Consider the following 19,822-nt stretch of genomic DNA (forward strand, 5'->3'; position numbering starts at 1 on the left):
CCACAATGGAGGCGTGCAGCAGATCATCGGCTTTTCCGCCTGGCTCCTCGTCGCTCTCGTCGCCGCCGCCCTCGTCATGGTGGCTGCGGGTGCGGTCACGACGGAGCGCTTCGGCGCGGGGCGGGGCCCAGCCGGGATGTTGTCGGACCTCAAGGGCGCGTGGGCGAGCCTGCGTGGCCGTGGCGAGCCGACTCCCGAGCTCACGTCGGACGAGGTGGCACGCATCGTCGACGCGCCGCCCGTCGAGACGTCGATGAGCGACTTCTTCCTCGCGAACCTCGAGGAGGGCGCGGGCTACGTTCAGGCGGCGGAGATCACGGCGCGCCTCGAGAAGGCGGCTGACGTCGTGCGCACGACGGTCCCGCAGCGCGGACCCCGCTCCGCCGCCTGAGCGCGGCCCCGGCCCCTTCCTGAGAGACTGGTCCGGTGAACGACTTCTCCTGGCTCTGGATCCTGCTCGCCCTCGTCGTCCTCGCGGGCGCCTCCGCGGCGCTCGTCGGCCCGCGCGTCCGCCGCGGTCGCAGCACCGGAACGGTCGCGGCGCCTCCGAGCGTCCCGTCCGCAGGTGTCGGCCCGGGGACGACGACGCTCGAGGACGCGGCTGCCGCGATCGAGGACGAGCCGGACCTCCTCGCCGAGGAGGACGCGGCGACGGCTCCCGCTCTCGAGGTTCCCGAGCCCGTCGGTGGTCGCCTCGCGCGCCTGCGCGACCGGCTCGCCCGCTCGGGTTCGCCGCTCGGCCAGAAGCTGCTCGCCGTACTCTCCCGTGACCACCTGTCCGAGGACGACTGGGACGAGCTCGAAGAGGTCCTCCTCCTCGCCGACGTCGGGGCTGGTCCGACGACCGAGCTGATCGACGCGCTGCGCACGCAGGTGCGCGTGCACGGCATCGCAGACGCCGCCGTCGTGCGGGACATGCTCCGCTCCGAGCTGCTCAAGCTCGTCGACCCCACCCTGGACCGCTCGCTCGGCACGACGGGCGCGACGGCTGAGGACGGCTCGCCGACGCCCGCGGTCGTGCTCGTCGTCGGCGTCAACGGCACCGGCAAGACGACGACGGTCGGCAAGCTCGCGCGCGTCCTCGTCGCCGAGGGCCGCTCGGTCGTGCTCGGCGCCGCCGACACGTTCCGTGCGGCGGCCGCCGACCAGCTCGAGACCTGGGGCTCGCGCGTCGGCGTCCCGACCGTCCGGTCCGACCGGGACGGCGCGGACCCTGCCGCGGTCGCCTTCGACGCCGTGCGCCGTGGCCGCAACGAGCAGGCCGACGTCGTCCTCGTGGACACTGCGGGCCGCCTCCAGAACAAGGCCGGCCTCATGGACGAGCTCGGCAAGATCTCCCGCGTGATCGTCAAGGAGGCGCCGCTCACCGAGGTGCTCCTCGTCCTCGACGCGACGACGGGCCAGAACGGCCTCAACCAGGCGCGCGTGTTCGGTGAGGTCGCCGGCGTCACGGGCATCGTCCTGACGAAGCTCGACGGGACCGCCAAGGGTGGGATCGTCGTCGCCGTCCAGCGCGAGCTCGGGGTCCCGGTCAAGCTCGTCGGGCTCGGGGAGGGCCCTGACGACCTCGCGCCGTTCGACCCGGAGGCGTTCGTCGACGGTCTGCTCGGCGACTGAGACCGGCGCCAGCGGGGCGACGAAACACGGTGTTCACGTAGCGGCGGGAACTGTCACACGGTCGGAACACGTGTCGCGTCCAGGTGAAACGCAGGTCCGCGACTGTTGATCCCGGGCCGGCCGAGGGGCTGGCGATGGGAGATGATCCGATGGAATGGGATACCGGAGCTGCAGCGTGGATGCTGATGTCAGCATCGCTCGTGCTTCTCATGACGCCAGGCCTGGCCTTCTTCTACGGAGGCATGGTCCGCGCGAAGTCCGTCCTGAACATGATGATGATGTCGTTCGGCGCCATGGGCGTCATCGGCGTGATCTACGTCCTGTGGGGCTGGTCGATGTCGTACGGATCGACGATCGGCGGGTTCTTCGGGAACCCGTTCGACCAGTTCGGTCTCTCGGGCACGCTGACCGACGCTGACGGGAACGCGGTGGCCAGCACGCTCGGCAACTATCCGCAGGTGATCGACGTCGCGTTCCAGGTGACGTTCGCGATCATCACGACCGCGCTCATCTCGGGTGCGATCGCCGACCGCGTGAAGTTCAGCAGCTGGATGACGTTCGTGCCCCTGTGGGTCACGCTGTCCTACTTCCCGATGGCGCACATGGTCTGGGGTGGCGGGTTCCTCTCGTCCTCCGAGGACGGCCTCGCGGCCATGGTCTTCGGGGTCGTCGACGGAGCGGCTGCAGTCGCCCCGGTGGACTTCGCAGGCGGTACGGTCGTCCACATCAACGCCGGTGTCGCGGGCCTCGTGCTCGCGCTGCTCGTCGGCAAGCGCAAGGGCTTCGGCAAGGAGCCGATGCGCCCGCACAACCTCCCGTTCGTCATGCTCGGCGCCGCACTCCTGTGGTTCGGCTGGTTCGGCTTCAACGCAGGCTCCGCCTTCGGGGCCAACGAGGGCGCAGGTCTCGCCTGGGTCAACACGACCTCCGCGACCGCCGCCGCGATCCTCGGCTGGCTCGTCGTCGAGAAGATCCGGGACGGTCACGCCACGTCGCTCGGTGCCGCCTCGGGCATCGTCGCCGGTCTCGTCGCGATCACCCCGGCGGCGGGCGTGCTCAACCCCGTCACGTCGATCGTCCTCGGTGTCGTCGCCGGTGCGCTCTGTGCCCTCGCGGTCGGCCTCAAGTACCGCTTCGGCTTCGACGACTCGCTCGACGTCGTCGGCGTCCACCTCGTGGGTGGCCTCGTCGGTACCGTCGGTATCGGCTTCCTGGCCGGCGAGGGTGGCCTCTTCTTCGGTGACGGTGCCAAGCTCCTCGTCGTCCAGGTGCTCATCGCCCTCGTCGCGATCATCGTCTCGGCGGTCGTGACCGGCATCATCGGCCTGGCCATCAAGAAGACCATCGGCTGGAGGGTCTCCGAGGAGGCCGAGGTCGGCGGCATCGATCTCGCCGAGCACGGTGAGGCCGCTTACGAAACGATCGGCTCTGGCCGAGTGATCACGGAGGGCAAGGCATGAAGCTCGTCACTGGAATCATCCAGCCGCACCGTCTCGACGACGTGAAGTCGGCACTGGAAGCAGCGGGCATCCGCGGGATGACCGTCTCCGAGGCCTCAGGCTACGGCCGCCAGAAGGGTCACACCGAGGTCTACCGCGGCGCCGAGTACACGGTCGACCTCGTCCCGAAGATCCGCATCGAGGTCCTCGTCTCGGACGAGGACGCTGCGACGGTCCTCGAGGTCATCGTCACCGCGGCGCAGACCGGCAAGATCGGCGACGGCAAGGTCTGGTCCGTGCCCGTCGACGAGGTCGCCCGGGTCCGCACGGGCGAGCGCGGCGCGGACGCGCTGTAGGCCGCATGCAGGACGACCGGGACGGAACGATCCGATCCGGGGCGCAGGAGGTCCCGCACACCGAGATCATCGGGGTGCGGGACCTCCGCCGCTTCCGGCTCGAGGACGCACGTCGGACGATGCAGGGCGCGGGCAGCGCCGGGACGGGCGCCGAGCGCCGTCGTCGGCAGAGCGACGTGGTCGTGGCCGCGCTCGCCGCGCTGTGGCGCGAGGCGCTCGGCGACGAGCCGGAGCACGGCGTCGCTCTCGCCGCGGTGGGCAGCCTGGCCCGCGGGGACGCGGGGCCGCTGAGCGACCTGGACCTCGTGCTCCTGCACGACGGGCGCACGCGCTCGGCGCAGCAGCTCTCTGCGCTCGCCGACCGGCTCTGGTACCCGCTGTGGGACGCAGGGCTCGACCTCGACCACTCGGTCCGGTCGCTCGCGCAGTGCCGTCAGGTCGCGTCGACCGACGTGCCGGCCGCCGTCGGGCTGCTCGACACGCGGGTCGTCGCGGGGGACGCGCTGCTCGTGCACAAGGCGTCGTCTGCCGTGCTCACGGACTGGCGCGGCGCGTCCCGGCGCCGCCTGCCCGAGCTGCTCGCCTCGACGCGCGCCCGTGCTGAGCGCAGCGGCGAGATCGCCTACCTGATCGAGCCAGACCTCAAGGAGGCGCGTGGCGGCATCCGGGACGCGATCGTGCTCTCCGCGCTCGCGGCGTCGTGGCTCACGGACCGGCCGCACGGCGACGTCGACCGCGCGCGGGCGCACCTGCTGGACGTGCGTGACGCGCTCGGGGTCGTCACGGGCCGCTCGACGAACCGCCTGGTCAAGCAGGACCAGGAGGAGGTCGCCCAGCTGCTCGGCGTCGGTGACGCGGACGACCTGCTCGCGTCGCTCGCCGAGGCGGGACGCACCGTGACGTACGCGCTCGACACGACGGTCCGGCGTGCGCGCCAGGCGCTCGTGCGGCCGTCGGTCGCGCGCAGGCCGCTCGTCGTGCGCGGTCGACGCGTGCCGCCGCGCCTGCGCGCGGTCTCGGACGGCCTCGTGGAGCACGACGGCGAGCTCGTTCTCGCGATCGACGCGCAGCCCGACAAGGACCCGCTGCTGCCGCTGCGCGCCGCTGCGACGGCCGCCCGTACCGGGCTCGCGGTCTCGCCCGTGACGGCGGTCAACCTGGCGGGCTGCCCGCCGCTGCCCGAGCCGTGGCCCAAGGTCGCGCGGGGCTACCTGATGACGCTGCTCGGGTCGCAGCACGACCAGGTGGCGGTCTGGGAGGCGCTCGACCTCGCGGGCGTCGTGACGGGGTGGATCCCTGAGTGGGCGGCCGTGCGCAACCGCCCGCAGCGTTCTGCGATCCACCGGCACACGGTCGACCGGCACCTCGTCGAGGTGGTCGCACGCGCGGGCCGTGACCGTCGTGAGGTCGAGGATCCTGAGGTGCTGCTGCTGTCGGCGCTGCTGCACGACATCGGCAAGCGACCGGGCGCGACGGACCACTCGGTCGTGGGCGCCGAGATCGCTCCGGCGATCGTGCGACGCATGGGCTTCGACGAGGGCGTCGCCAGGGACGTGGCGCGCCTCGTCCGGCACCACCTCACGCTGGCCCGTCTCGCGACGACCGCGGACCCGGACGCGCCCGAGACGCTCGCCGAGTTGCTCGACGCCGTCGAGCACCGCCGCGACCTGCTGAAGATCCTGCGCATCGTGACCGAGGCGGACTCGTCGTCGCTCGGGCCGAACGGGTGGACCGCCTGGCGGGCGCGGCTCGTCGACGACCTGTGCCGGCGCGGCCTGGCGGCCCTGGGCGGGTAGGCTGAGCGCCTGTCATCGTTGCTGTGATCGTGAGGGATACCCGGTGTTCGCCACCCTGTCTGACCGTCTGACATCGACGTTCAAGAACCTGCGCACGCGCGGGCGCCTGTCCGAGGCGGACATCGACGCCACCGTGCGCGAGATCCGTCGAGCCCTGCTCGACGCCGACGTCGCGGTCCCTGTGGTCCGCGAGTTCACCGGGGCGGTGCGTGAGCGCGCCCTGTCGGCCGAGGTCTCCGAGGCGCTCAACCCGGCGCAGCAGGTCGTCAAGATCGTCAACGAGGAGCTCGTCTCGATCCTCGGTGGCGAGCAGGCGCGCGGACTGTCGTTCGCGAAGACCGCGCCGACCGTCATCATGCTCGCCGGCCTCCAGGGTGCCGGCAAGACGACGCTCGCGGGCAAGCTCGCGAAGCACCTCAAGGACCAGGGCCACACGCCGCTGCTCGTCGCAGCGGACCTGCAGCGTCCGAACGCCGTCACGCAGCTCAAGGTCGTCGGCGAGCGTGCGGGTGCGACCGTCTATGCGCCCCACCCTGGGGTCGCGGGCGAGGACGAGGTCCCGACGGGCGACCCGGTCGCTGTCGCGGTCGGCGGTGTCGCGACGGCCCGCTCGCGTCAGCACGACGTCGTCATCATCGACACGGCGGGCCGCCTCGGCGTCGACGCCGAGCTCATGGCGCAGGCGCGCGAGATCCGTGAGGCGACGCAGCCGGACGAGGTCCTGTTCGTCATCGACGCGATGATCGGCCAGGACGCGGTCGCGACCGCGAGCGCGTTCCTCGAGGGTGTCGACTTCACGGGTGTCGTGATGTCGAAGCTCGACGGCGACGCGCGCGGTGGTGCGGCCCTGTCGGTCGCCCGCGTCACCGGCCGTCCCATCCTCTTCGCGTCGACGGGCGAGAAGCTCGAGGACTTCGAGCCGTTCTATCCGGACCGCATGGCGTCGCGCATCCTCGACATGGGTGACGTGCTGACGCTCATCGAGCAGGCGGAGAAGGCGTTCGACGCCGAGCAGGCCGAGAAGATGGCCGCAAAGCTCCAGAGCGGCGACGACTTCACGCTCGACGACTTCCTCGTGCAGATGCAGGCCATGCGCAACATGGGCTCGATGAAGAAGATGCTCGGCATGCTCCCGGGCATGGGGCAGATGCGCGAGGCGCTCGACAGCTTCGACGAGCGCGAGGTCGACCGCGTCGAGGCGATCGTGCGGTCCATGACGCCGGCCGAGCGGACGAACCACCGGATCATCAACGGCTCGCGCCGGGCGCGCATCGCCAAGGGTGCGGGCACGACGACGACGGCGGTGAACCAGCTCATCGAGCGCTTCGAGGGCGCTCAGAAGATGATGAAGCAGATGGCGCGCTCGGGCGGCGGACTGCCCGGGATGGGCGCGCTGCCGGGCATGGGCGGCAAGAAGTCCAAGGGCCGGATGGCTCCGCCGCCGAAGAAGGGCAAGGGCAAGGCGAAGTCGGGCAACCCGGCGAAGCGCGCCCAGCAGGAGCGCGAGGCGGCGAACCGGGCAGCCGGGATCGCCGACGCACCAGCGGCACCGAAGGGGTCCGCGTTCGGGTTCGGCTCCAAGCCTGACGCCGCTGCCGGGCCCGACATGGACGAGCTGAAGAAGCTGCTCGGCGGCTGACATGACGTCGGGCCGTGACACGGTGCTGCACCTCGCCGGGCCGGTGCGCCTGGGCGACGACGACGTCCGCGCCGAGGCGTGGGTCGTCGACGGTCGGCTGACGTTCACGCGTCCGACGCTGCCGGGCCGCGACGTCGTGCGCGTCGAGGGGTGGGCGGTGCCCGGTCTCGTCGACGTGCACTGCCACGTCGGCCTCGGCGCCACAGGCGCCGTCTCCCGCGAGGAAGCCGTGTGCCAGGCCGTCACTGATCGTGACTCGGGAGTCTTGCTGCAGCGCGACGCGGGCTCGCCGCTCGACACGCGGTGGGTGCACGAGCGTGAGGACCTGCCGCGTCTCGTGCGCTGCGGGACGCACGTCGCGCGGCCCAAGCGGTACCTGCGGGGCTACGCCGTCGAGCTCGAGCACGTCGAGGACCTGCCGACGCAGCTCGCCGGCGAGGCGGCGCGCGGCGACGGCTGGGTCAAGGTCGTCGCCGACTGGATCGACCGCGACGAGGGGGAGCGGGCGGACCTGCGGCCGCTGTGGCCTGACGACGTGCTCGCCGACGCGTTCGCGAGGGTGCACGCGGCCGGGGCCCGCGTCACGGCGCACACCTTCTCCCACGAGGCGCTGCCCGGGCTGCTGGCCGCTGGTGTCGACTGCCTCGAGCACGGAACGGGTCTCGACGACGCGCAGGTCGCCGAGGTCGCACGGCGGGGGATCGCGGTGACCCCGACGCTCATGCAGGTCGGCCGGTTCGACTCGATCGCGGCGAGCGCCGACCGCTACCCGGTGTACGCCGAGCACATGCGCCGCATGCACGCGCGCCGCTACGAGCACGTGCGCAACCTCTTCGACGCAGGAGTGCGGCTGCTCGTCGGGACCGACGCGGGCGGGACGATCCCCCACGGGACGATCGCGACCGAGTGTGCGGAGCTCGCCCGCTGCGGCATCCCGCCGCTCGAGATCCTCGCGGCGGCGAGCTGGCGGACCCGCGACTACCTCGGCGTCGCTCCCGTCGACGAAGGTGCCGAGGCCGACGTCGTCGTCTACCCGGCCGATCCCGCAGCGGACGTCGCGGTGCTCGCGGCACCGAGCGCCGTCGTGCTGCGTGGGACACGCGTCACGTGAGGTTGGACCAGCGTCCTGCGTCTGGCAGAATGTTCCCCTGTACTCGGTGTGCCCGGCCCCTCTCTCCGCGCAGCGCCGTGTCCTGGACCATCCTGAGCTCCGGCCCCACCGGAGATCGGTGCGGTCCGCCCATACCCAGAACCAGGAGAGACCACCACTGTGGCCACCAAGATTCGTCTGAAGCGTTTCGGCAAGATCCGTTCTCCCTACTACCGTGTCGTCGTCGCCGACTCGCGCACCAAGCGCGACGGCCGCGTCATCGAGGAGATCGGCAAGTACCACCCGACCGAGGAGCCCTCGCTCATCGAGATCGACTCCGAGCGTGCGCAGTACTGGCTCGGCGTCGGCGCGCAGCCGACCGAGCAGGTCGCTGTGCTCCTCAAGATCACGGGTGACTGGCAGAAGTTCAAGGGCCTCCCGGGCGCCGAGGGCACGCTGCGCGTCAAGGGCGACAAGGTCGACCCCGCCGCCGCGATCGCTGCCGCCGCCGAGCAGGCCGAGAAGATCAAGGCGAAGGCTGCCGAGGCGAAGTCCGCGGCTCCCGTTGCTGACGAGGCTCCGGCCGAGGAGAGCACCGAGGCCGAGGAGCAGGCCTGATGCTCGCTGATGCTCTGGAGCACCTTGTCCGCGGCATCGTGGACAACCCCGAGGACGTCCGGGTGAACGCCAAGGCACTGCGCCGCGGCGAGCTGCTCGAGGTGCGCGTGCACCCCGACGACCTGGGACGTGTCATCGGCCGCTCCGGCCGTACCGCCAAGGCGCTGCGCACCGTCGTCAGCGCCCTCGCGACGGACGGCCCCGTGCGTGTCGACGTGGTTGACGTCGACCGTCGGTGAGCATCGCACCCTGGTGAGCGCGCGGTCCTCGACCGCACGCCCGCCGAGCACTTCCACGTCAGGCCCGGCCCCCGCGAGGGTGTCGGGCCTGACGCATCCCACCACGACCCAGGAGCCCCCCATGACCAGCCCGCGTCTCACCGTCGCCCGGATCAGCAAGGCCCAGGGTCTTCGCGGCGAGGTGGCTCTCGAGGTCCGCACCGACATCCCGGAGGAGCGTCTCGCCGTCGGCGCGGTCCTCGACACGGAGCCGGCCGGTCGCGGCCCGCTGACCATCGTGCGCAACCGCGTGTCGAGCGGTCGGTGGTACGTACAGCTCGACGGCGTCGACGACCGCACCGCCGCCGAGGCGCTGCGCGGAGTCGAGCTCGTCGTCGACGCAGACGAGTCCGGCGAGGAGGACGCCTGGTACGTCCACGAGCTCGCCGGCCTGCGCGCCGAGCTCGAGGACGGGACCGTCGTCGGCACCGTCAAGGGCCTCGAGCACCTCCCGGCGCACGACGTGCTCGTCGTCGAGGAGACCGACGGCGCGCGCACCCTCGTGCCCTTCGTGACCGCGATCGTCCCGACCGTCGACGTCCCCGGTGGCCGCGTCGTCCTCACTCCGCCTGGCGGGCTCCTCGCGCGCGACGCCGAGAACCTCGACGTCGCGCTCCCGGAGCCGGGCGAGGCCGAGGAGCGCGGCTGAGTGCGTATCGACGTCGTCTCGATCTTCCCGGCGTACCTCGCCGCTCTCGACCTCTCCCTCGTCGGGAAGGCCCGCACCGCAGGCCTGCTGGACCTGCGCGTCCACGACCTGCGTGACTGGACGACCGACCGGCACCGCACGGTCGACGACACCCCTGCGGGCGGGGGCGCCGGGATGGTCATGCGTCCGGACGTCTGGGGCACCGCGCTCGACGACGTCCTCACCGAGGGCGCGACGCTCGTCGTCCCGACGCCGTCGGGACCGTCGTTCACGCAGCGCACCGCGGAGGACTGGGCGACGCGCCCCCAGCTCGTGTTCGCGTGCGGTCGCTACGAGGGCATCGACGCGCGCGTCGCCGAGCACTACCGCGAGGCTGGCGTCCGCGTCGAGGAGGCGTCGATCGGGGACTACGTCCTCAACGGCGGCGAGGTCGCCGCGCTCGTCATGATCGAGGCGGTCGCGAGGCTGCTCCCGGGCGTCCTCGGCAACCCTGAGTCCGTCGTCGAGGAGTCGCACTCGCAGGCCGGGCTGCTCGAGTACCCCGTATACACGAAGCCGCCGGCATGGCGGGACCTCGAGGTCCCTTCCGTGCTGATGAGCGGGCACCACGGCAAGGTCACGCGCTGGCGTCGGGACCAGGCGATCGTGCGTACAGCCGAGCGACGTCCGGACATGGTGGCTGCGCTCGACGTCGACACGCTCGACAAGTTGGACCGGGCGCTGCTCGCCGAGCTGGGCTGGCACGTGCGCGACGGCGCGCTGCACCACGAGCCGTCCGCGGGGTGAGACAGCGGTCACCCGACGGCGATTGCGCCGACAGGCTCACAGTGTGGCAAGATTGTTCGTCGGTGCGTCACGGGCCTCTGCCACAGGGGAGAGCCTGAGCGAGGCAGGTGCCAACCTGCCAGGCACCACCTCTCGACAGACGGACCCTCGCGGTCCACGAACGCGTTCCTGACCTGTGGCAGGACGAGGAGAACATCATGCACACGCTCGACTCCGTCGACGCAGCATCGCTGCGGACCGACATCCCCGAGTTCCGCGCCGGCGACACCCTCAAGGTGAACGTCAAGGTCGTCGAGGGCACCCGCTCCCGCGTCCAGGCGTTCCAGGGCATCGTCATCGCCCGCCGCGGCGACGGCGTCCGCGAGACGTTCACCATCCGCAAGATCAGCTTCGGCGTCGGCGTCGAGCGCACCTTCCCGGTGAACTCCCCGACGATCGAGTCGATCGAGGTCGTCACCCGCGGTGACGTCCGTCGCGCCAAGCTCTACTACCTGCGCAAGCTCCGCGGCAAGAAGGCCCGCATCAAGGAGAAGCGCGAGACGGCCCCCAAGGCCTGACGAGCACTCGGCAGGTCTTCCTGCCTCCCCGCGGGCGAGCGACCACTGGTCGCTCGCCCGCGGTCGTATCCCGACCTTCTCGGTGCCTGCGGCGCCGTGAGCCGCGGACGTCCGGCACGCCCGGACGTGGCACAGTGGAGCAGTGACGAACATGGACGCCCCGGGAACCGACCCGCGCGACGACGAGGCCGCGCCGCAGCCTGAGGGCGTGGACCAGACCCGCCGCACGCGCAGCGCCCCGCAGAAGAAGTCGACGTGGGCGTCGCTCCTCAAGGAGACGGCGATCATCCTCGTCGCAGCGTTCGTGCTCTCTTGGACCGTCAAGACGTTCCTCGTGCAGCCGTTCTTCATCCCGAGCGAGTCCATGGAGGCCACGCTCGTCAAGGGAGACCGCGTCCTGGTGTCGAAGCTGACGCCGGGACCGTTCGACCTCTCCCGTGGTGACGTCGTCGTGTTCAAGGACCCGGGCGGCTGGCTCGACGCGTCCGCTCCCGCGAGCAGCGGGCTGCCCGACGCCGTCGAGTCGTTCTTCACGTTCGTCGGTCTTCTCCCGCAGGACTCGGGCGAGCACCTCATCAAGCGCGTCATCGGGCTACCCGGCGACCATGTGGTGTGCTGCGACGCCGAGGGCCGGATGACCGTCAACGGTGCGCCGCTCGACGAGGAGGAGTACCTTCGTCCCGGGTCGATCCCGAGCCAGGTCGACTTCGACGTCGTGGTCCCGGAGGGGCACCTGTGGGTGCAGGGCGACAACCGCCAGGGCTCCTACGACTCCCGTTTCACCGGCGGGCAGCCAGGCGGACCGTTCGTCCCGCTCGAGAACGTCGTGGGTGTCGCGTTCGCCAAGGTGTGGCCCGCTGACCGGATCGCGATCATGCGCAACCCCGGCGACGTCTTCGACGAGGTTCCGGAACCGTGACGGTCCAGCCACCCGACGTCCTCGTCGAGGACGGGTGGTGCGCTGAGGGTGCGCCCCTCGTCGCGGGGATGGACGAGGTGGGCCGCGGAGCGCTCGCCGGTGTCGTCACGGTAGGCGTCGCTGTCGTGGGGCCCGAGGCGCTGCGGCTCCCGTACCCCGAAGGGCTGACCGACTCCAAGCTGTTGAGCGCGGCGGCCCGCGAGCGGCTCGAGCCGCTCGTGCAGGACTGGGTCACGGCGTGGGGAGTCGGCCACGCGACGCCCGAGGAGATCGACGAGGCGGGGATCATCGTCGCGCTGCGCCGTGCGGGGGAGCGTGCTCTCGCCGCAGCGGAGGCCTCGTGCGGGCCCGTGCGCGCTGTCGTCCTCGACGGGAAGCACGACTGGCTGACGCCGCCCGCCGGGGACCTGTTCGACGCGTTCGACGCCGCGCCGCTCGACGTGTCCCGCGAGGTCCGGACGGTCGTCAAGGGAGATCTGAGGTGCGCGTCGGTCGCCGCAGCGAGCGTGCTCGCCAAGTGCGCCCGCGACCGTCTCATGGCCGCTGCGCACGAGCAGTTCCCGAGGTTCGGCTGGGACCGCAACAAGGGCTACGGCGCGAAGACGCACCTCGACGCGCTCCGCGAGCTCGGTCCGTGCGAGCTGCACCGCCGGTCGTGGTCTCTCCCGGATCGTGCTGTGGTGACGTCCGGCGCCGTGGATGGGCGATGATGGTCGGGTGAGCGCTGAAGACCTCGAGAACTACGAGACCGACATGGAGCTGGCCCTGTACCGCGAGTACAGGGACGTCGTCTCCCTCTTCTCCTACGTCGTGGAGACGGAGCGCCGGTTCTACCTCGCGAACCAGGTGGACCTCCAGGTCCGCTCGGCGGCGGGCGAGGTGTACTTCGAGCTGACGCTCGCGGACGCGTGGGTGTGGGACGTCTACCGTTCGGCCCGCTTCGTGAAGTCCGTGCGGGTCGTGACGTTCAAGGACGTCAACGTCGAGGAGCTCGCCCGGCCGGAGCTCACGATCTGACGCACTGAACGGCCGCCCACAAGGGGCTGCTTCGCGCGCTCCGCCCACGTGCTCGCCGTGCTCCGCCCGGACCGCGCCCACCCGGCCACACCCTGGTGGCCGGAGGTGGTGCCATGCGTGCCAAGGACGCCGTCGGACGGCGAGGAGAGCAGTGGGCCGCAGAGCGGCTCGAAGAGCTCGGATGGACGGTACTGGACCGGAACTGGCGCGGGCATGCCGGCGAGCTGGACATCGTCGCGCTCGACGGCGACGAGCTCGTGCTCGTCGAGGTCAAGACACGGACCGGACGCGGGTTCGGCCACCCGGCCGAGGCAGTCACGGACACGAAGCTCTCGCGGGTGCGCAGGCTCGGTGGGCAGTGGCTCCACGAGCACGACCTGAGGCCGCGCTCTGTCCGGGTCGACGTCGTCGCGATCGTCGCCGAGCCCGGACGTCCCGTCGTGCTCGAGCACCTCGTGGGTGTGTCGTGAGCGGGCTCGGCACGGCCGGGGCCGTCGCGCTCGTCGGCCTCACGGGCCATCTCGTCGAGGTCGAGGCGCACCTCGCGGCGTCGATCCCGGGGTTCACGCTCATCGGCCTCCCGGACGCGTCGCTGAGCGAGGCCCGCGACCGGGTCCGCGCCGCCGTCACGTCGAGCGGCATGTCGTGGCCCCAGCGCAAGGTGACCGTCAACCTGTCGCCTGCCTCGCTCCCCAAGCACGGCTCCGCGTTCGACCTCGCGATCGCCGTCGCGACCCTCAGCGGTGCCGGTCTGATCGACGCAGCGTCCGCGCGGGGTGTCGTGCACCTCGGAGAGCTCGGGCTCGACGGGCGAGTGCACCCCGTCCGCGGGGTGCTGCCGTCGGTCGCCGCGGCCGTCGCGGGAGGCGCGAGGCGCGTCGTCGTGTCCGTCGCCGACGAGCGCGAGGCGCGTCTCGTCCCCGGCGCCGAGGTCCACGCGGTCGCCTCGCTCGCCGAGCTTGCGTACGCGTACGGGGCGGACATCCCCGAGCCCGAGGCACGCGTGGCTCGCGGCCTCCCGACGCCGCCAGGCCCGCTCGAGAGCGCACCCGACCTCGCGGACGTCGTCGGCCAGCACGAGGCGCGCGCCGCGCTCGAGGTCGCTGCCGCCGGCGCTCACCACCTGCTCATGGTCGGGCCGCCGGGCGCGGGCAAGACCATGCTCGCCGCGCGCCTTCCCGGACTCCTGCCGGACCTGACCGACGACGAGTCTGTCGAGGTGACCGCCGTGCACTCCGTCGCGGGGACGTTCGACCCGACGCGCGGGCTCATCCGGCGCCCTCCGTTCGAGGACCCGCACCACACCGCGACCGCAGCATCGATCGTCGGCGGCGGGTCGGGTGTGCCGCGACCCGGCGCGGCCTCGCGCGCGCACCGCGGCGTGCTCTTCATGGACGAGGCCCCGGAGTTCGCCACCCGTGTGCTCCAGACGCTGCGTCAGCCGCTCGAGAACGGTGAGCTCGTCATTCACCGCGTGAGCGGCGCCGCGAGGTACCCCGCCCGCTTCCAGCTCGTCCTCGCAGCAAACCCGTGCCCGTGCGGCCTCGCGGTCGGCAAGGGAACCGGCTGCACGTGCGCGCCCATGGCGCGCCGACGGTACTTCGGCCGGCTCGCCGGGCCGCTCCTCGACCGCGTCGACCTCCAGGTCGAGGTCGGCCCGGTCACGCGGACGGAGATCGCCGAGAACACCCCCGGCGAGCCCACGGCCGTCGTCGCGGCCCGGGTCGCCGCAGCGCGGGGGGCGCAGCGCGAACGGCTAGGCCAGCACGGCTGGACGACCAACTCCCAGGTCCCCGGGAGCCACCTCCGAACGCTGCTCGGACCACGGCACGGAGGCGTGGCCCTCCTCGACGCGGCACTCGACCGGGGTGCCCTCAGCCTGCGCGGCGCCGACCGCGTGCTGCGCACCGCCTGGACGATCGCCGACCTCGCGGGACTCGGGAGCCCGGGCCGCGAAGAGATCGGGCAGGCGCTCGCCCTGCGGACCCGGGGGAGCGTCGCATGAAGGTCGCGTTCGACACTGCCGACCCCGTGCTCGCCGCGGCCGCATGGAGCCGCGTCGCCGAGCCGGGTGACACGACCGCCGGCATGCTCGTCGGGGCGGTGGGGGCGACTGCCGCCCTGGACTGGACGCTCGCTGCGATCGGTCCGGGCGCCGAACGGCCCGCCGTCGACGGGCTGCTCGAGAGGCTCGGTGTCCCGGCAGTGCGACGCAGCGCGCTCGGCCGACGGATCCTCGCCGGGCTCGCGCGATGGGCGCCCCGGCTCGACGGGCTCGACCCTCGTCGAGAGCTGCGCGTCCTGAGATCCCTCGACGGCAGCCTCCTCCTGCCGGGGGCGAGAGGCTGGCCGCGCGGCGCAGACCTGCTCGGCGACGCCGCGCCGTTCTGCCTCTGGGTCCGCGACGGACACGGGGACCCGTCGGACTGGGACGCCGCCCTCGGACGCTCGGTCGCGCTCGTCGGGGCTCGCGCAAGCACCGACTACGGCACGCGCATCGCCGCCGACCTGGCTGCAGGCCTCGCAGACCGGCGCTTCGTCGTCGTCTCGGGCGGGGCGTACGGGATCGACGCCGCAGCCCATCGCGGGGCGCTCGCGGCCGGGGGTGCCACCGTCGCGGTCATGGCGGGCGGCGTCGACCGCCTCTACCCCGCAGGCAACCGGGACCTGCTGGAACGGATCCTCGTCGAGGGTGGTGCCGTCGTGTCGGAGGTTCCGCCCGGCTCGATGCCCAGCAGGACGCGCTTCCTGCAGCGCAACCGGGTCATCGCGGCGCTCGCGGGCGCGACCGTCGTCGTCGAGGCCGCCTGGCGTTCGGGTTCCCTCAGCACGGCGGCCCATGCCGCGAGGCTCAACCGCCCTGTGGGGGCGGTGCCGGGTCCGGTCACCTCGATGGCCTCGGCCGGCTGCCACCGGCTGATGCGCGAGCACGCCGCCGTGTGCGTCACGGACGCGGACGAGGTCGCCGAGCTGGCTGGGGTGATCGGTGGCGACGCCGCGCCGGAGAGGAGCGTGGAGGTGCGCGCGACCGACGGGCTCGGCGACGCCGCCCGGAGCGTGTACGACGCGCTCCCGCTCAGGGCGTCCGCAGGGGTCGAGGCCCTCGCCAAGGCCAGCGGCGCCGGGCCTCGCGACGTGCTCTCGGGGCTCGGGGAGCTGGAGGCGCGGGGACTGGCGGTGCGCACAGGCTCAGGTTGGCGCCGGGACAGAGGTCCTGCCTGAACAACTGTCGAAGCGATTCGCCGATAACGTTCTCGTGAACTTCTCAGGAAGCGAAGCGTTATATCGGCACGCCCTGTGACGAAACGGACATGGCTGCCGCGATTTATCGGAGTCGCCCCTTGTGCAGCGGTGGTGCGGCACGTCACCGTTGACCCGTGCAGATGGACCAGGGTCCCGGCGGCACGGCGCAGTGGGACGCGCTCGTGTCGGACTTCTGCACGCACCTGGAGCTTCAGCGCGGCCTCGCCGTGCACACCGTCCGCGCGTACCGCAGCGATGTCGAGCAGCTCGTCTCCTACATCTGCCGGGACGGCAACCGCGCCCCGCGCGACGTGACGATCGACGACCTCCGCGGCTGGCTCGCCGACCAGAGCGAGCGGAACCTGTCGCGCGCGACGCTCGCGCGGCGCGGAGCGAGCGTGCGCTCCTTCTTCGAGTGGGCCGCCCGCAGCGGCTATCTTGCCGGCGACCCCGCGAGCAGGCTGGCGAGCCCGCGCGCCGACCGCACCTTGCCCACGGTCCTCGGCGTCGAAGCGGCTGAGCGCCTCATGGAGGCGACCCGTGAGCGGGCGGAGAGCGACGACCCGACGCACCTGCGTGACTGGGCCGCTGTCGAGCTGCTCTACGCGACGGGGATCCGTGTCGGCGAGCTCGTCGGCGTCGACGTCGAAGACGTCGACCTCGGGCAGCGCCTCGTCCGTGTCGTCGGCAAGGGAGACCGTGAGCGGGCCGTCCCGTTCGGTGTCCCTGCGGCCGACGCCGTCACTCAGTGGCTCGAGAGGGGACGCCCCGTCCTCGTGTCCTCGGCCTCCCAGCGCGCTCTTCTCATCGGCAACCGCGGGCAGCGTTGGGGGCAGCGTCAGATCCGTCAGGCGGTCCACGACCTGACGGCGCTCGCAGGGGTCGACGACATCGCGCCGCACGGCCTGCGGCACACAGCGGCGACCCACCTCCTCGCGGGCGGCTCGGACCTCCGCGGCGTGCAGGAGGTCCTGGGTCACGCGACCCTTGCCACGACCCAGCGGTACACACACGTCAGCCCCGAGCGCCTGCGCTCGTCATTCCAGCTTGCGCACCCCCGTGCCTGAGTCCCGAGGAACACCGATGAGCCAGCCAGCAGTGACGCCCACCCTGACCGCGGTGCCGGTCCAGGCGCCAAGGACGACGTTCCGCCCTTACCTCGTCCCCGACGAGGTCGACGTGGCGGGCGAGATCGCGCAGGCGTGGCTCGACTACAAGCGTGAGGCCTGCACGGCACGCCGCGAGCAGCTGATCCTGCACTACGCGCCGCTCGTCGCAGCGGTCGCGTCGCGCATCGCCACCCGCCTCCCGAGCTCCGTCGAGCACGCCGACCTCGTCTCGTACGGCATGTTCGGGCTCATCGACGCGATCGAGAAGTTCGAGCTGGACCGCGAGATCAAGTTCGAGACGTATGCGTCGTCCCGCATCCGTGGCGCGATCATCGACGAGCTGCGCTCGATCGACTGGCTGCCGCGCTCCGTCCGCACGAAGGCGCGCGCGATCGACCGGGCGCACAGCGAGCTCGAGGCGATCCACCACCGCAGCCCCCAGGAGAGCGAGGTCGCCGCCCAGCTCGGCGTCCAGGTCGAAGAGGTCCGCGCGGTCCGCACCCAGGTCGCCTCGGCGAACGTCGTCGCCCTCGACGAGCTGCTCAGCATCGGCGCCGAGCAGTTCGGCCAGGTGAGCGCGGTGGACGCGACGCACCAGAGCCGCACCAACGACCCTGCCCGCACGTTCGAGGCGAAGGAGACGAAGTTCCTCCTGTCGCAGGCGATCGGCCGGCTCTCCGACCGCGAGAAGCTGGTCCTGACGTTCTACTACTTCCAGAACATGACCCTTGCGGAGATCGGCACGATCCTCGGGGTGACCGAGTCGCGGATCTCTCAGATGCACACTGCGGCGATGTCGCGCCTGCGCGACCTGCTCGTCGCCGCAGAGCACGCCTGACACCGGGCGCGCGCCGCCGGCCGAGCAGCACGATCCTCGGCCGGTCCAGGAACGCGAGAGGGTCGACGTACGTCTCACCGACGCGCACGCCCCAGTGGAGGCAGGACGCGGGGGCGCAGTGCCCGTGCTCTGCTGACAGGGTCGCGACGGCCCCGCCAGCGCCTACCGTCGCCCCGCGCGCGACGGTCGCGGCGACGGGTTCGAAGGACGTCCGCAGCCCGTCGTCGTGCGTGACGACGAGGACGCCGCGCCCCGCGACCTTCCCTGTGAACGTGACGACCCCGTCCGCGGGAGCGCGCACGACCTCACCGACCGCAGCAGCCAGGTCGACGCCGCGGTGGCCGGCGAGCCAGTCCTGCTCGGGTGGATCGAAAGTGGCGACGACCGTCCCAGGCTGGACGGGGCGCACCCAGCCGACGGAGCGCTGGCCGGGCGCGGCCGGTGACTGTTCGTGAGGGGTGGCGGGAGGCGGCGCCGCGAGGACGAGCGCGACGATCGCGGCCACCGGGCGCGTACGCAGCGGCATGGTCGGGAGCATCATGGGACCAGCCGAGCACGGGTGTCGCGAGCAGCGTGCGGCGCCCCGCGCGGCGGTGACGAGCGCTCCCGTCGGCGATGTCTGTGGACGGGGGAGCGTCAGGTACACTTGACCCGCTCTGGCTGCGTCATGCCGTCGACCAACCTCGACGATCCTGACCGGCCGGTGACATCGCGTGCTCTGCTCCCGTTCCATGCCTGCCAGACAGGCACGGCCGCCTACGGGCGGAGGGGGGTCGAGGGGTGGTCCGGTTCGCCGGTCCCTCGATCCAGGGCACCAGGGGTGGTCCCGACCGGGACGACCGACAACCGCACGCGGCCCGACGGGCCGCCGATCAAGGTGCACGGCAGGCGGAGGATCCGCGGCCGTGCCGGAAGGAAGTGCCATGGCAGTCGTGACCATGCGCCAGCTCCTCGAGAGCGGTGTCCACTTCGGACACCAGACCCGCCGCTGGAACCCGAAGATGAAGCGGTTCATCTTCACGGAGCGCAACGGCATCTACATCGTCGACCTGCAGCAGTCGCTGTCGTACATCGACACCGCGTACGAGTTCGTCAAGCAGACGGTCGCCCACGGCGGCTCGATCCTGTTCGTCGGTACGAAGAAGCAGGCGCAGGAGCCCATCGCCGAGCAGGCCGCTCGCGTCGGGATGCCCTACGTCAACCACCGCTGGCTCGGTGGCATGCTCACCAACTTCGGCACGGTCCACAAGCGCCTTCAGCGTATGAAGGAGCTCGAGCAGATCGACTTCGACGACGTCGCTGGCTCGAACCTGACGAAGAAGGAGCTTCTCGTGCTCCGCCGCGAGAAGGACAAGCTCACGAAGACCCTCGGTGGTATCCGTGACATGGCGAAGGTCCCCTCCGCCGTCTGGATCGTCGACACGAACAAGGAGCACCTCGCTGTCGCCGAGGCGCGCAAGCTCAACATCCCGATCGTCGCGATCCTCGACACCAACTGCGACCCGGACGTCGTCGACTACAAGATCCCGGGCAACGACGACGCGATCCGCGCCGTCGCGCTGCTGACCCGCGTGATCGCTGACGCGGTCGCGGACGGTCTGCTCCAGCGTGCGTCGGGCAAGTCCGGTGCCGCCGAGGCGCCGGCCGAGCCGCTCGCCGAGTGGGAGCGCGAGCTCCTCGCTGGCGACGCCGCTGCTGAGGCCGCTCCCGCCGCCGAGGCTGCTCCGGCCGCCGAGGCTGCCCCCGACGCTGAGGCTGCTCCCGCGGCCGAGGCCGAGGCGCCGAAGTCCGAGTGATGACTGCAGCCGGGCGGGGAGCACCCCGCCCGGCTGCCGTCTGCCCACCGCACACCACCACAGGCAAGGGACCAC

General features: G+C 72.0%; 21 protein-coding genes and 1 pseudogene. 21 read left to right on the forward strand and 1 reads right to left on the reverse strand.

Annotation, left to right across the window (positions count from 1 at the left end):
- Window positions 1–13: 13 nt before the first annotated feature.
- From AC4F3Q_RS03225 to AC4F3Q_RS03320, 20 genes are all read left to right on the forward strand, one after another.
- Window positions 14–391 carry a hypothetical protein gene (locus AC4F3Q_RS03225; RefSeq protein ID WP_491038700.1) on the forward strand — a complete coding sequence of 126 codons (378 nt, stop codon included), beginning with the start codon at window positions 14–16 and terminating at the stop codon, window positions 389–391.
- A 35-nt stretch (window positions 392–426) separates the two neighbouring features.
- Window positions 427–1,617, forward strand: coding sequence for a signal recognition particle-docking protein FtsY (gene ftsY, locus AC4F3Q_RS03230; RefSeq protein WP_491038701.1), 1,191 nt, complete (start codon window positions 427–429; stop codon window positions 1,615–1,617).
- 149 nt (window positions 1,618–1,766) lie between these two features.
- Window positions 1,767–3,077, forward strand: coding sequence for an ammonium transporter (locus AC4F3Q_RS03235; protein ID WP_491038702.1), 1,311 nt, complete (start codon window positions 1,767–1,769; stop codon window positions 3,075–3,077).
- Window positions 3,074–3,412 carry a P-II family nitrogen regulator gene (locus AC4F3Q_RS03240; protein WP_168445942.1) on the forward strand — a complete coding sequence of 113 codons (339 nt, stop codon included), beginning with the start codon at window positions 3,074–3,076 and terminating at the stop codon, window positions 3,410–3,412. The genes AC4F3Q_RS03235 and AC4F3Q_RS03240 overlap by 4 nt, the downstream gene beginning before the upstream one ends.
- Before the next feature lie 5 nt (window positions 3,413–3,417).
- Window positions 3,418–5,208 carry a [protein-PII] uridylyltransferase gene (locus AC4F3Q_RS03245; RefSeq protein WP_491038703.1) on the forward strand — a complete coding sequence of 597 codons (1,791 nt, stop codon included), beginning with the start codon at window positions 3,418–3,420 and terminating at the stop codon, window positions 5,206–5,208.
- Window positions 5,209–5,251: 43 nt separating this feature from the next.
- Window positions 5,252–6,847, forward strand: coding sequence for a signal recognition particle protein (ffh, locus tag AC4F3Q_RS03250; RefSeq protein ID WP_491038704.1), 1,596 nt, complete (start codon window positions 5,252–5,254; stop codon window positions 6,845–6,847).
- Between the two features lies 1 nt (window position 6,848).
- On the forward strand, window positions 6,849–7,958 hold the full coding sequence (locus tag AC4F3Q_RS03255) for an amidohydrolase family protein (protein WP_491038705.1): 1,110 nt from the start codon (window positions 6,849–6,851) through the stop codon (window positions 7,956–7,958).
- Window positions 7,959–8,117: 159 nt separating this feature from the next.
- On the forward strand, window positions 8,118–8,555 hold the full coding sequence (rpsP, locus tag AC4F3Q_RS03260; protein WP_168445937.1) for a 30S ribosomal protein S16: 438 nt from the start codon (window positions 8,118–8,120) through the stop codon (window positions 8,553–8,555).
- Window positions 8,555–8,794 (forward strand): RNA-binding protein, encoded by a 240-nt coding sequence (locus AC4F3Q_RS03265; protein WP_168445936.1) that lies wholly within the window; start codon window positions 8,555–8,557, stop codon window positions 8,792–8,794. Before rpsP ends, AC4F3Q_RS03265 begins: the two co-directional genes overlap by 1 nt.
- Before the next feature lie 121 nt (window positions 8,795–8,915).
- Window positions 8,916–9,482, forward strand: coding sequence for a ribosome maturation factor RimM (gene rimM, locus AC4F3Q_RS03270; RefSeq protein WP_491038706.1), 567 nt, complete (start codon window positions 8,916–8,918; stop codon window positions 9,480–9,482).
- The gene (gene trmD / locus AC4F3Q_RS03275; RefSeq protein WP_491038707.1) at window positions 9,483–10,268 is read left to right on the forward strand and encodes a tRNA (guanosine(37)-N1)-methyltransferase TrmD; all 786 of its coding nucleotides are present in this window, start codon (window positions 9,483–9,485) and stop codon (window positions 10,266–10,268) included.
- 197 nt (window positions 10,269–10,465) lie between these two features.
- The gene (rplS, locus tag AC4F3Q_RS03280; protein WP_168445933.1) at window positions 10,466–10,825 is read left to right on the forward strand and encodes a 50S ribosomal protein L19; all 360 of its coding nucleotides are present in this window, start codon (window positions 10,466–10,468) and stop codon (window positions 10,823–10,825) included.
- 151 nt (window positions 10,826–10,976) lie between these two features.
- Entirely contained in the window at window positions 10,977–11,744 is a 768-nt protein-coding gene (lepB, locus tag AC4F3Q_RS03285) for a signal peptidase I (protein WP_491038839.1), read from the forward strand.
- On the forward strand, window positions 11,741–12,454 hold the full coding sequence (gene rnhB / locus AC4F3Q_RS03290) for a ribonuclease HII (protein WP_491038708.1): 714 nt from the start codon (window positions 11,741–11,743) through the stop codon (window positions 12,452–12,454). Before lepB ends, rnhB begins: the two co-directional genes overlap by 4 nt.
- Window positions 12,455–12,461: 7 nt before the next feature.
- The gene (locus tag AC4F3Q_RS03295) at window positions 12,462–12,761 is read left to right on the forward strand and encodes a DUF2469 domain-containing protein (RefSeq protein WP_098457199.1); all 300 of its coding nucleotides are present in this window, start codon (window positions 12,462–12,464) and stop codon (window positions 12,759–12,761) included.
- Between the two features lie 113 nt (window positions 12,762–12,874).
- Window positions 12,875–13,231, forward strand: a complete 357-nt coding sequence (locus AC4F3Q_RS03300) for a YraN family protein (RefSeq protein WP_168445932.1) — start codon at window positions 12,875–12,877, stop codon at window positions 13,229–13,231.
- A complete protein-coding gene (locus tag AC4F3Q_RS03305; RefSeq protein ID WP_491038709.1) occupies window positions 13,228–14,766 on the forward strand; it encodes a YifB family Mg chelatase-like AAA ATPase in 1,539 nt (512 codons plus the stop codon). The genes AC4F3Q_RS03300 and AC4F3Q_RS03305 overlap by 4 nt, the downstream gene beginning before the upstream one ends.
- Window positions 14,763–15,983, forward strand: a complete 1,221-nt coding sequence (gene dprA / locus AC4F3Q_RS03310) for a DNA-processing protein DprA (protein WP_491038710.1) — start codon at window positions 14,763–14,765, stop codon at window positions 15,981–15,983. Before AC4F3Q_RS03305 ends, dprA begins: the two co-directional genes overlap by 4 nt.
- Window positions 15,984–16,144: 161 nt before the next feature.
- Window positions 16,145–17,071, forward strand: a complete 927-nt coding sequence (locus AC4F3Q_RS03315; protein ID WP_491038840.1) for a tyrosine recombinase XerC — start codon at window positions 16,145–16,147, stop codon at window positions 17,069–17,071.
- A gap of 16 nt (window positions 17,072–17,087) precedes the next feature.
- Complete coding sequence (locus tag AC4F3Q_RS03320) at window positions 17,088–17,951, forward strand: FliA/WhiG family RNA polymerase sigma factor (protein WP_491038711.1); 864 nt, start codon at window positions 17,088–17,090, stop codon at window positions 17,949–17,951.
- Window positions 17,952–18,021: 70 nt separating this feature from the next.
- Here the strand turns inward: AC4F3Q_RS03320 and AC4F3Q_RS03325 are convergent.
- Window positions 18,022–18,987, reverse strand: a pseudogene (locus AC4F3Q_RS03325) (M23 family metallopeptidase); the annotation flags it as partial.
- Between AC4F3Q_RS03325 and rpsB the strand changes: the two are divergent.
- Window positions 18,875–19,747, forward strand: coding sequence for a 30S ribosomal protein S2 (rpsB, locus tag AC4F3Q_RS03330; protein WP_491038712.1), 873 nt, complete (start codon window positions 18,875–18,877; stop codon window positions 19,745–19,747). The pseudogene AC4F3Q_RS03325 and the gene rpsB overlap by 113 nt on opposite strands.
- The last annotated feature ends 75 nt before the right edge of the window (window positions 19,748–19,822 follow it).

It is taken from the genome of Flavimobilis sp. BM9, from assembly GCF_058313055.1.

What these genes read in the sequence shown, in the direction of transcription:
- dprA (WP_491038710.1), top strand. Translation starts at nt 14,763, where the DNA reads ATGAAGGTCGCGTTCGACACTGCCGACCCCGTGCTCGCCGCGGCCGCA.
- AC4F3Q_RS03245 (WP_491038703.1), top strand. Translation starts at nt 3,418, where the DNA reads ATGCAGGACGACCGGGACGGAACGATCCGATCCGGGGCGCAGGAGGTC.
- AC4F3Q_RS03235 (WP_491038702.1), top strand. Translation starts at nt 1,767, where the DNA reads ATGGAATGGGATACCGGAGCTGCAGCGTGGATGCTGATGTCAGCATCG.
- AC4F3Q_RS03255 (WP_491038705.1), top strand. Translation starts at nt 6,849, where the DNA reads ATGACGTCGGGCCGTGACACGGTGCTGCACCTCGCCGGGCCGGTGCGC.
- rpsB (WP_491038712.1), top strand. Translation starts at nt 18,875, where the DNA reads ATGGCAGTCGTGACCATGCGCCAGCTCCTCGAGAGCGGTGTCCACTTC.
- rplS (WP_168445933.1), top strand. Translation starts at nt 10,466, where the DNA reads ATGCACACGCTCGACTCCGTCGACGCAGCATCGCTGCGGACCGACATC.
- AC4F3Q_RS03320 (WP_491038711.1), top strand. Translation starts at nt 17,088, where the DNA reads ATGAGCCAGCCAGCAGTGACGCCCACCCTGACCGCGGTGCCGGTCCAG.
- AC4F3Q_RS03315 (WP_491038840.1), top strand. Translation starts at nt 16,145, where the DNA reads ATGGACCAGGGTCCCGGCGGCACGGCGCAGTGGGACGCGCTCGTGTCG.
- AC4F3Q_RS03265 (WP_168445936.1), top strand. Translation starts at nt 8,555, where the DNA reads ATGCTCGCTGATGCTCTGGAGCACCTTGTCCGCGGCATCGTGGACAAC.
- lepB (WP_491038839.1), top strand. Translation starts at nt 10,977, where the DNA reads ATGGACGCCCCGGGAACCGACCCGCGCGACGACGAGGCCGCGCCGCAG.
- AC4F3Q_RS03300 (WP_168445932.1), top strand. Translation starts at nt 12,875, where the DNA reads ATGCGTGCCAAGGACGCCGTCGGACGGCGAGGAGAGCAGTGGGCCGCA.
- AC4F3Q_RS03240 (WP_168445942.1), top strand. Translation starts at nt 3,074, where the DNA reads ATGAAGCTCGTCACTGGAATCATCCAGCCGCACCGTCTCGACGACGTG.
- rimM (WP_491038706.1), top strand. Translation starts at nt 8,916, where the DNA reads ATGACCAGCCCGCGTCTCACCGTCGCCCGGATCAGCAAGGCCCAGGGT.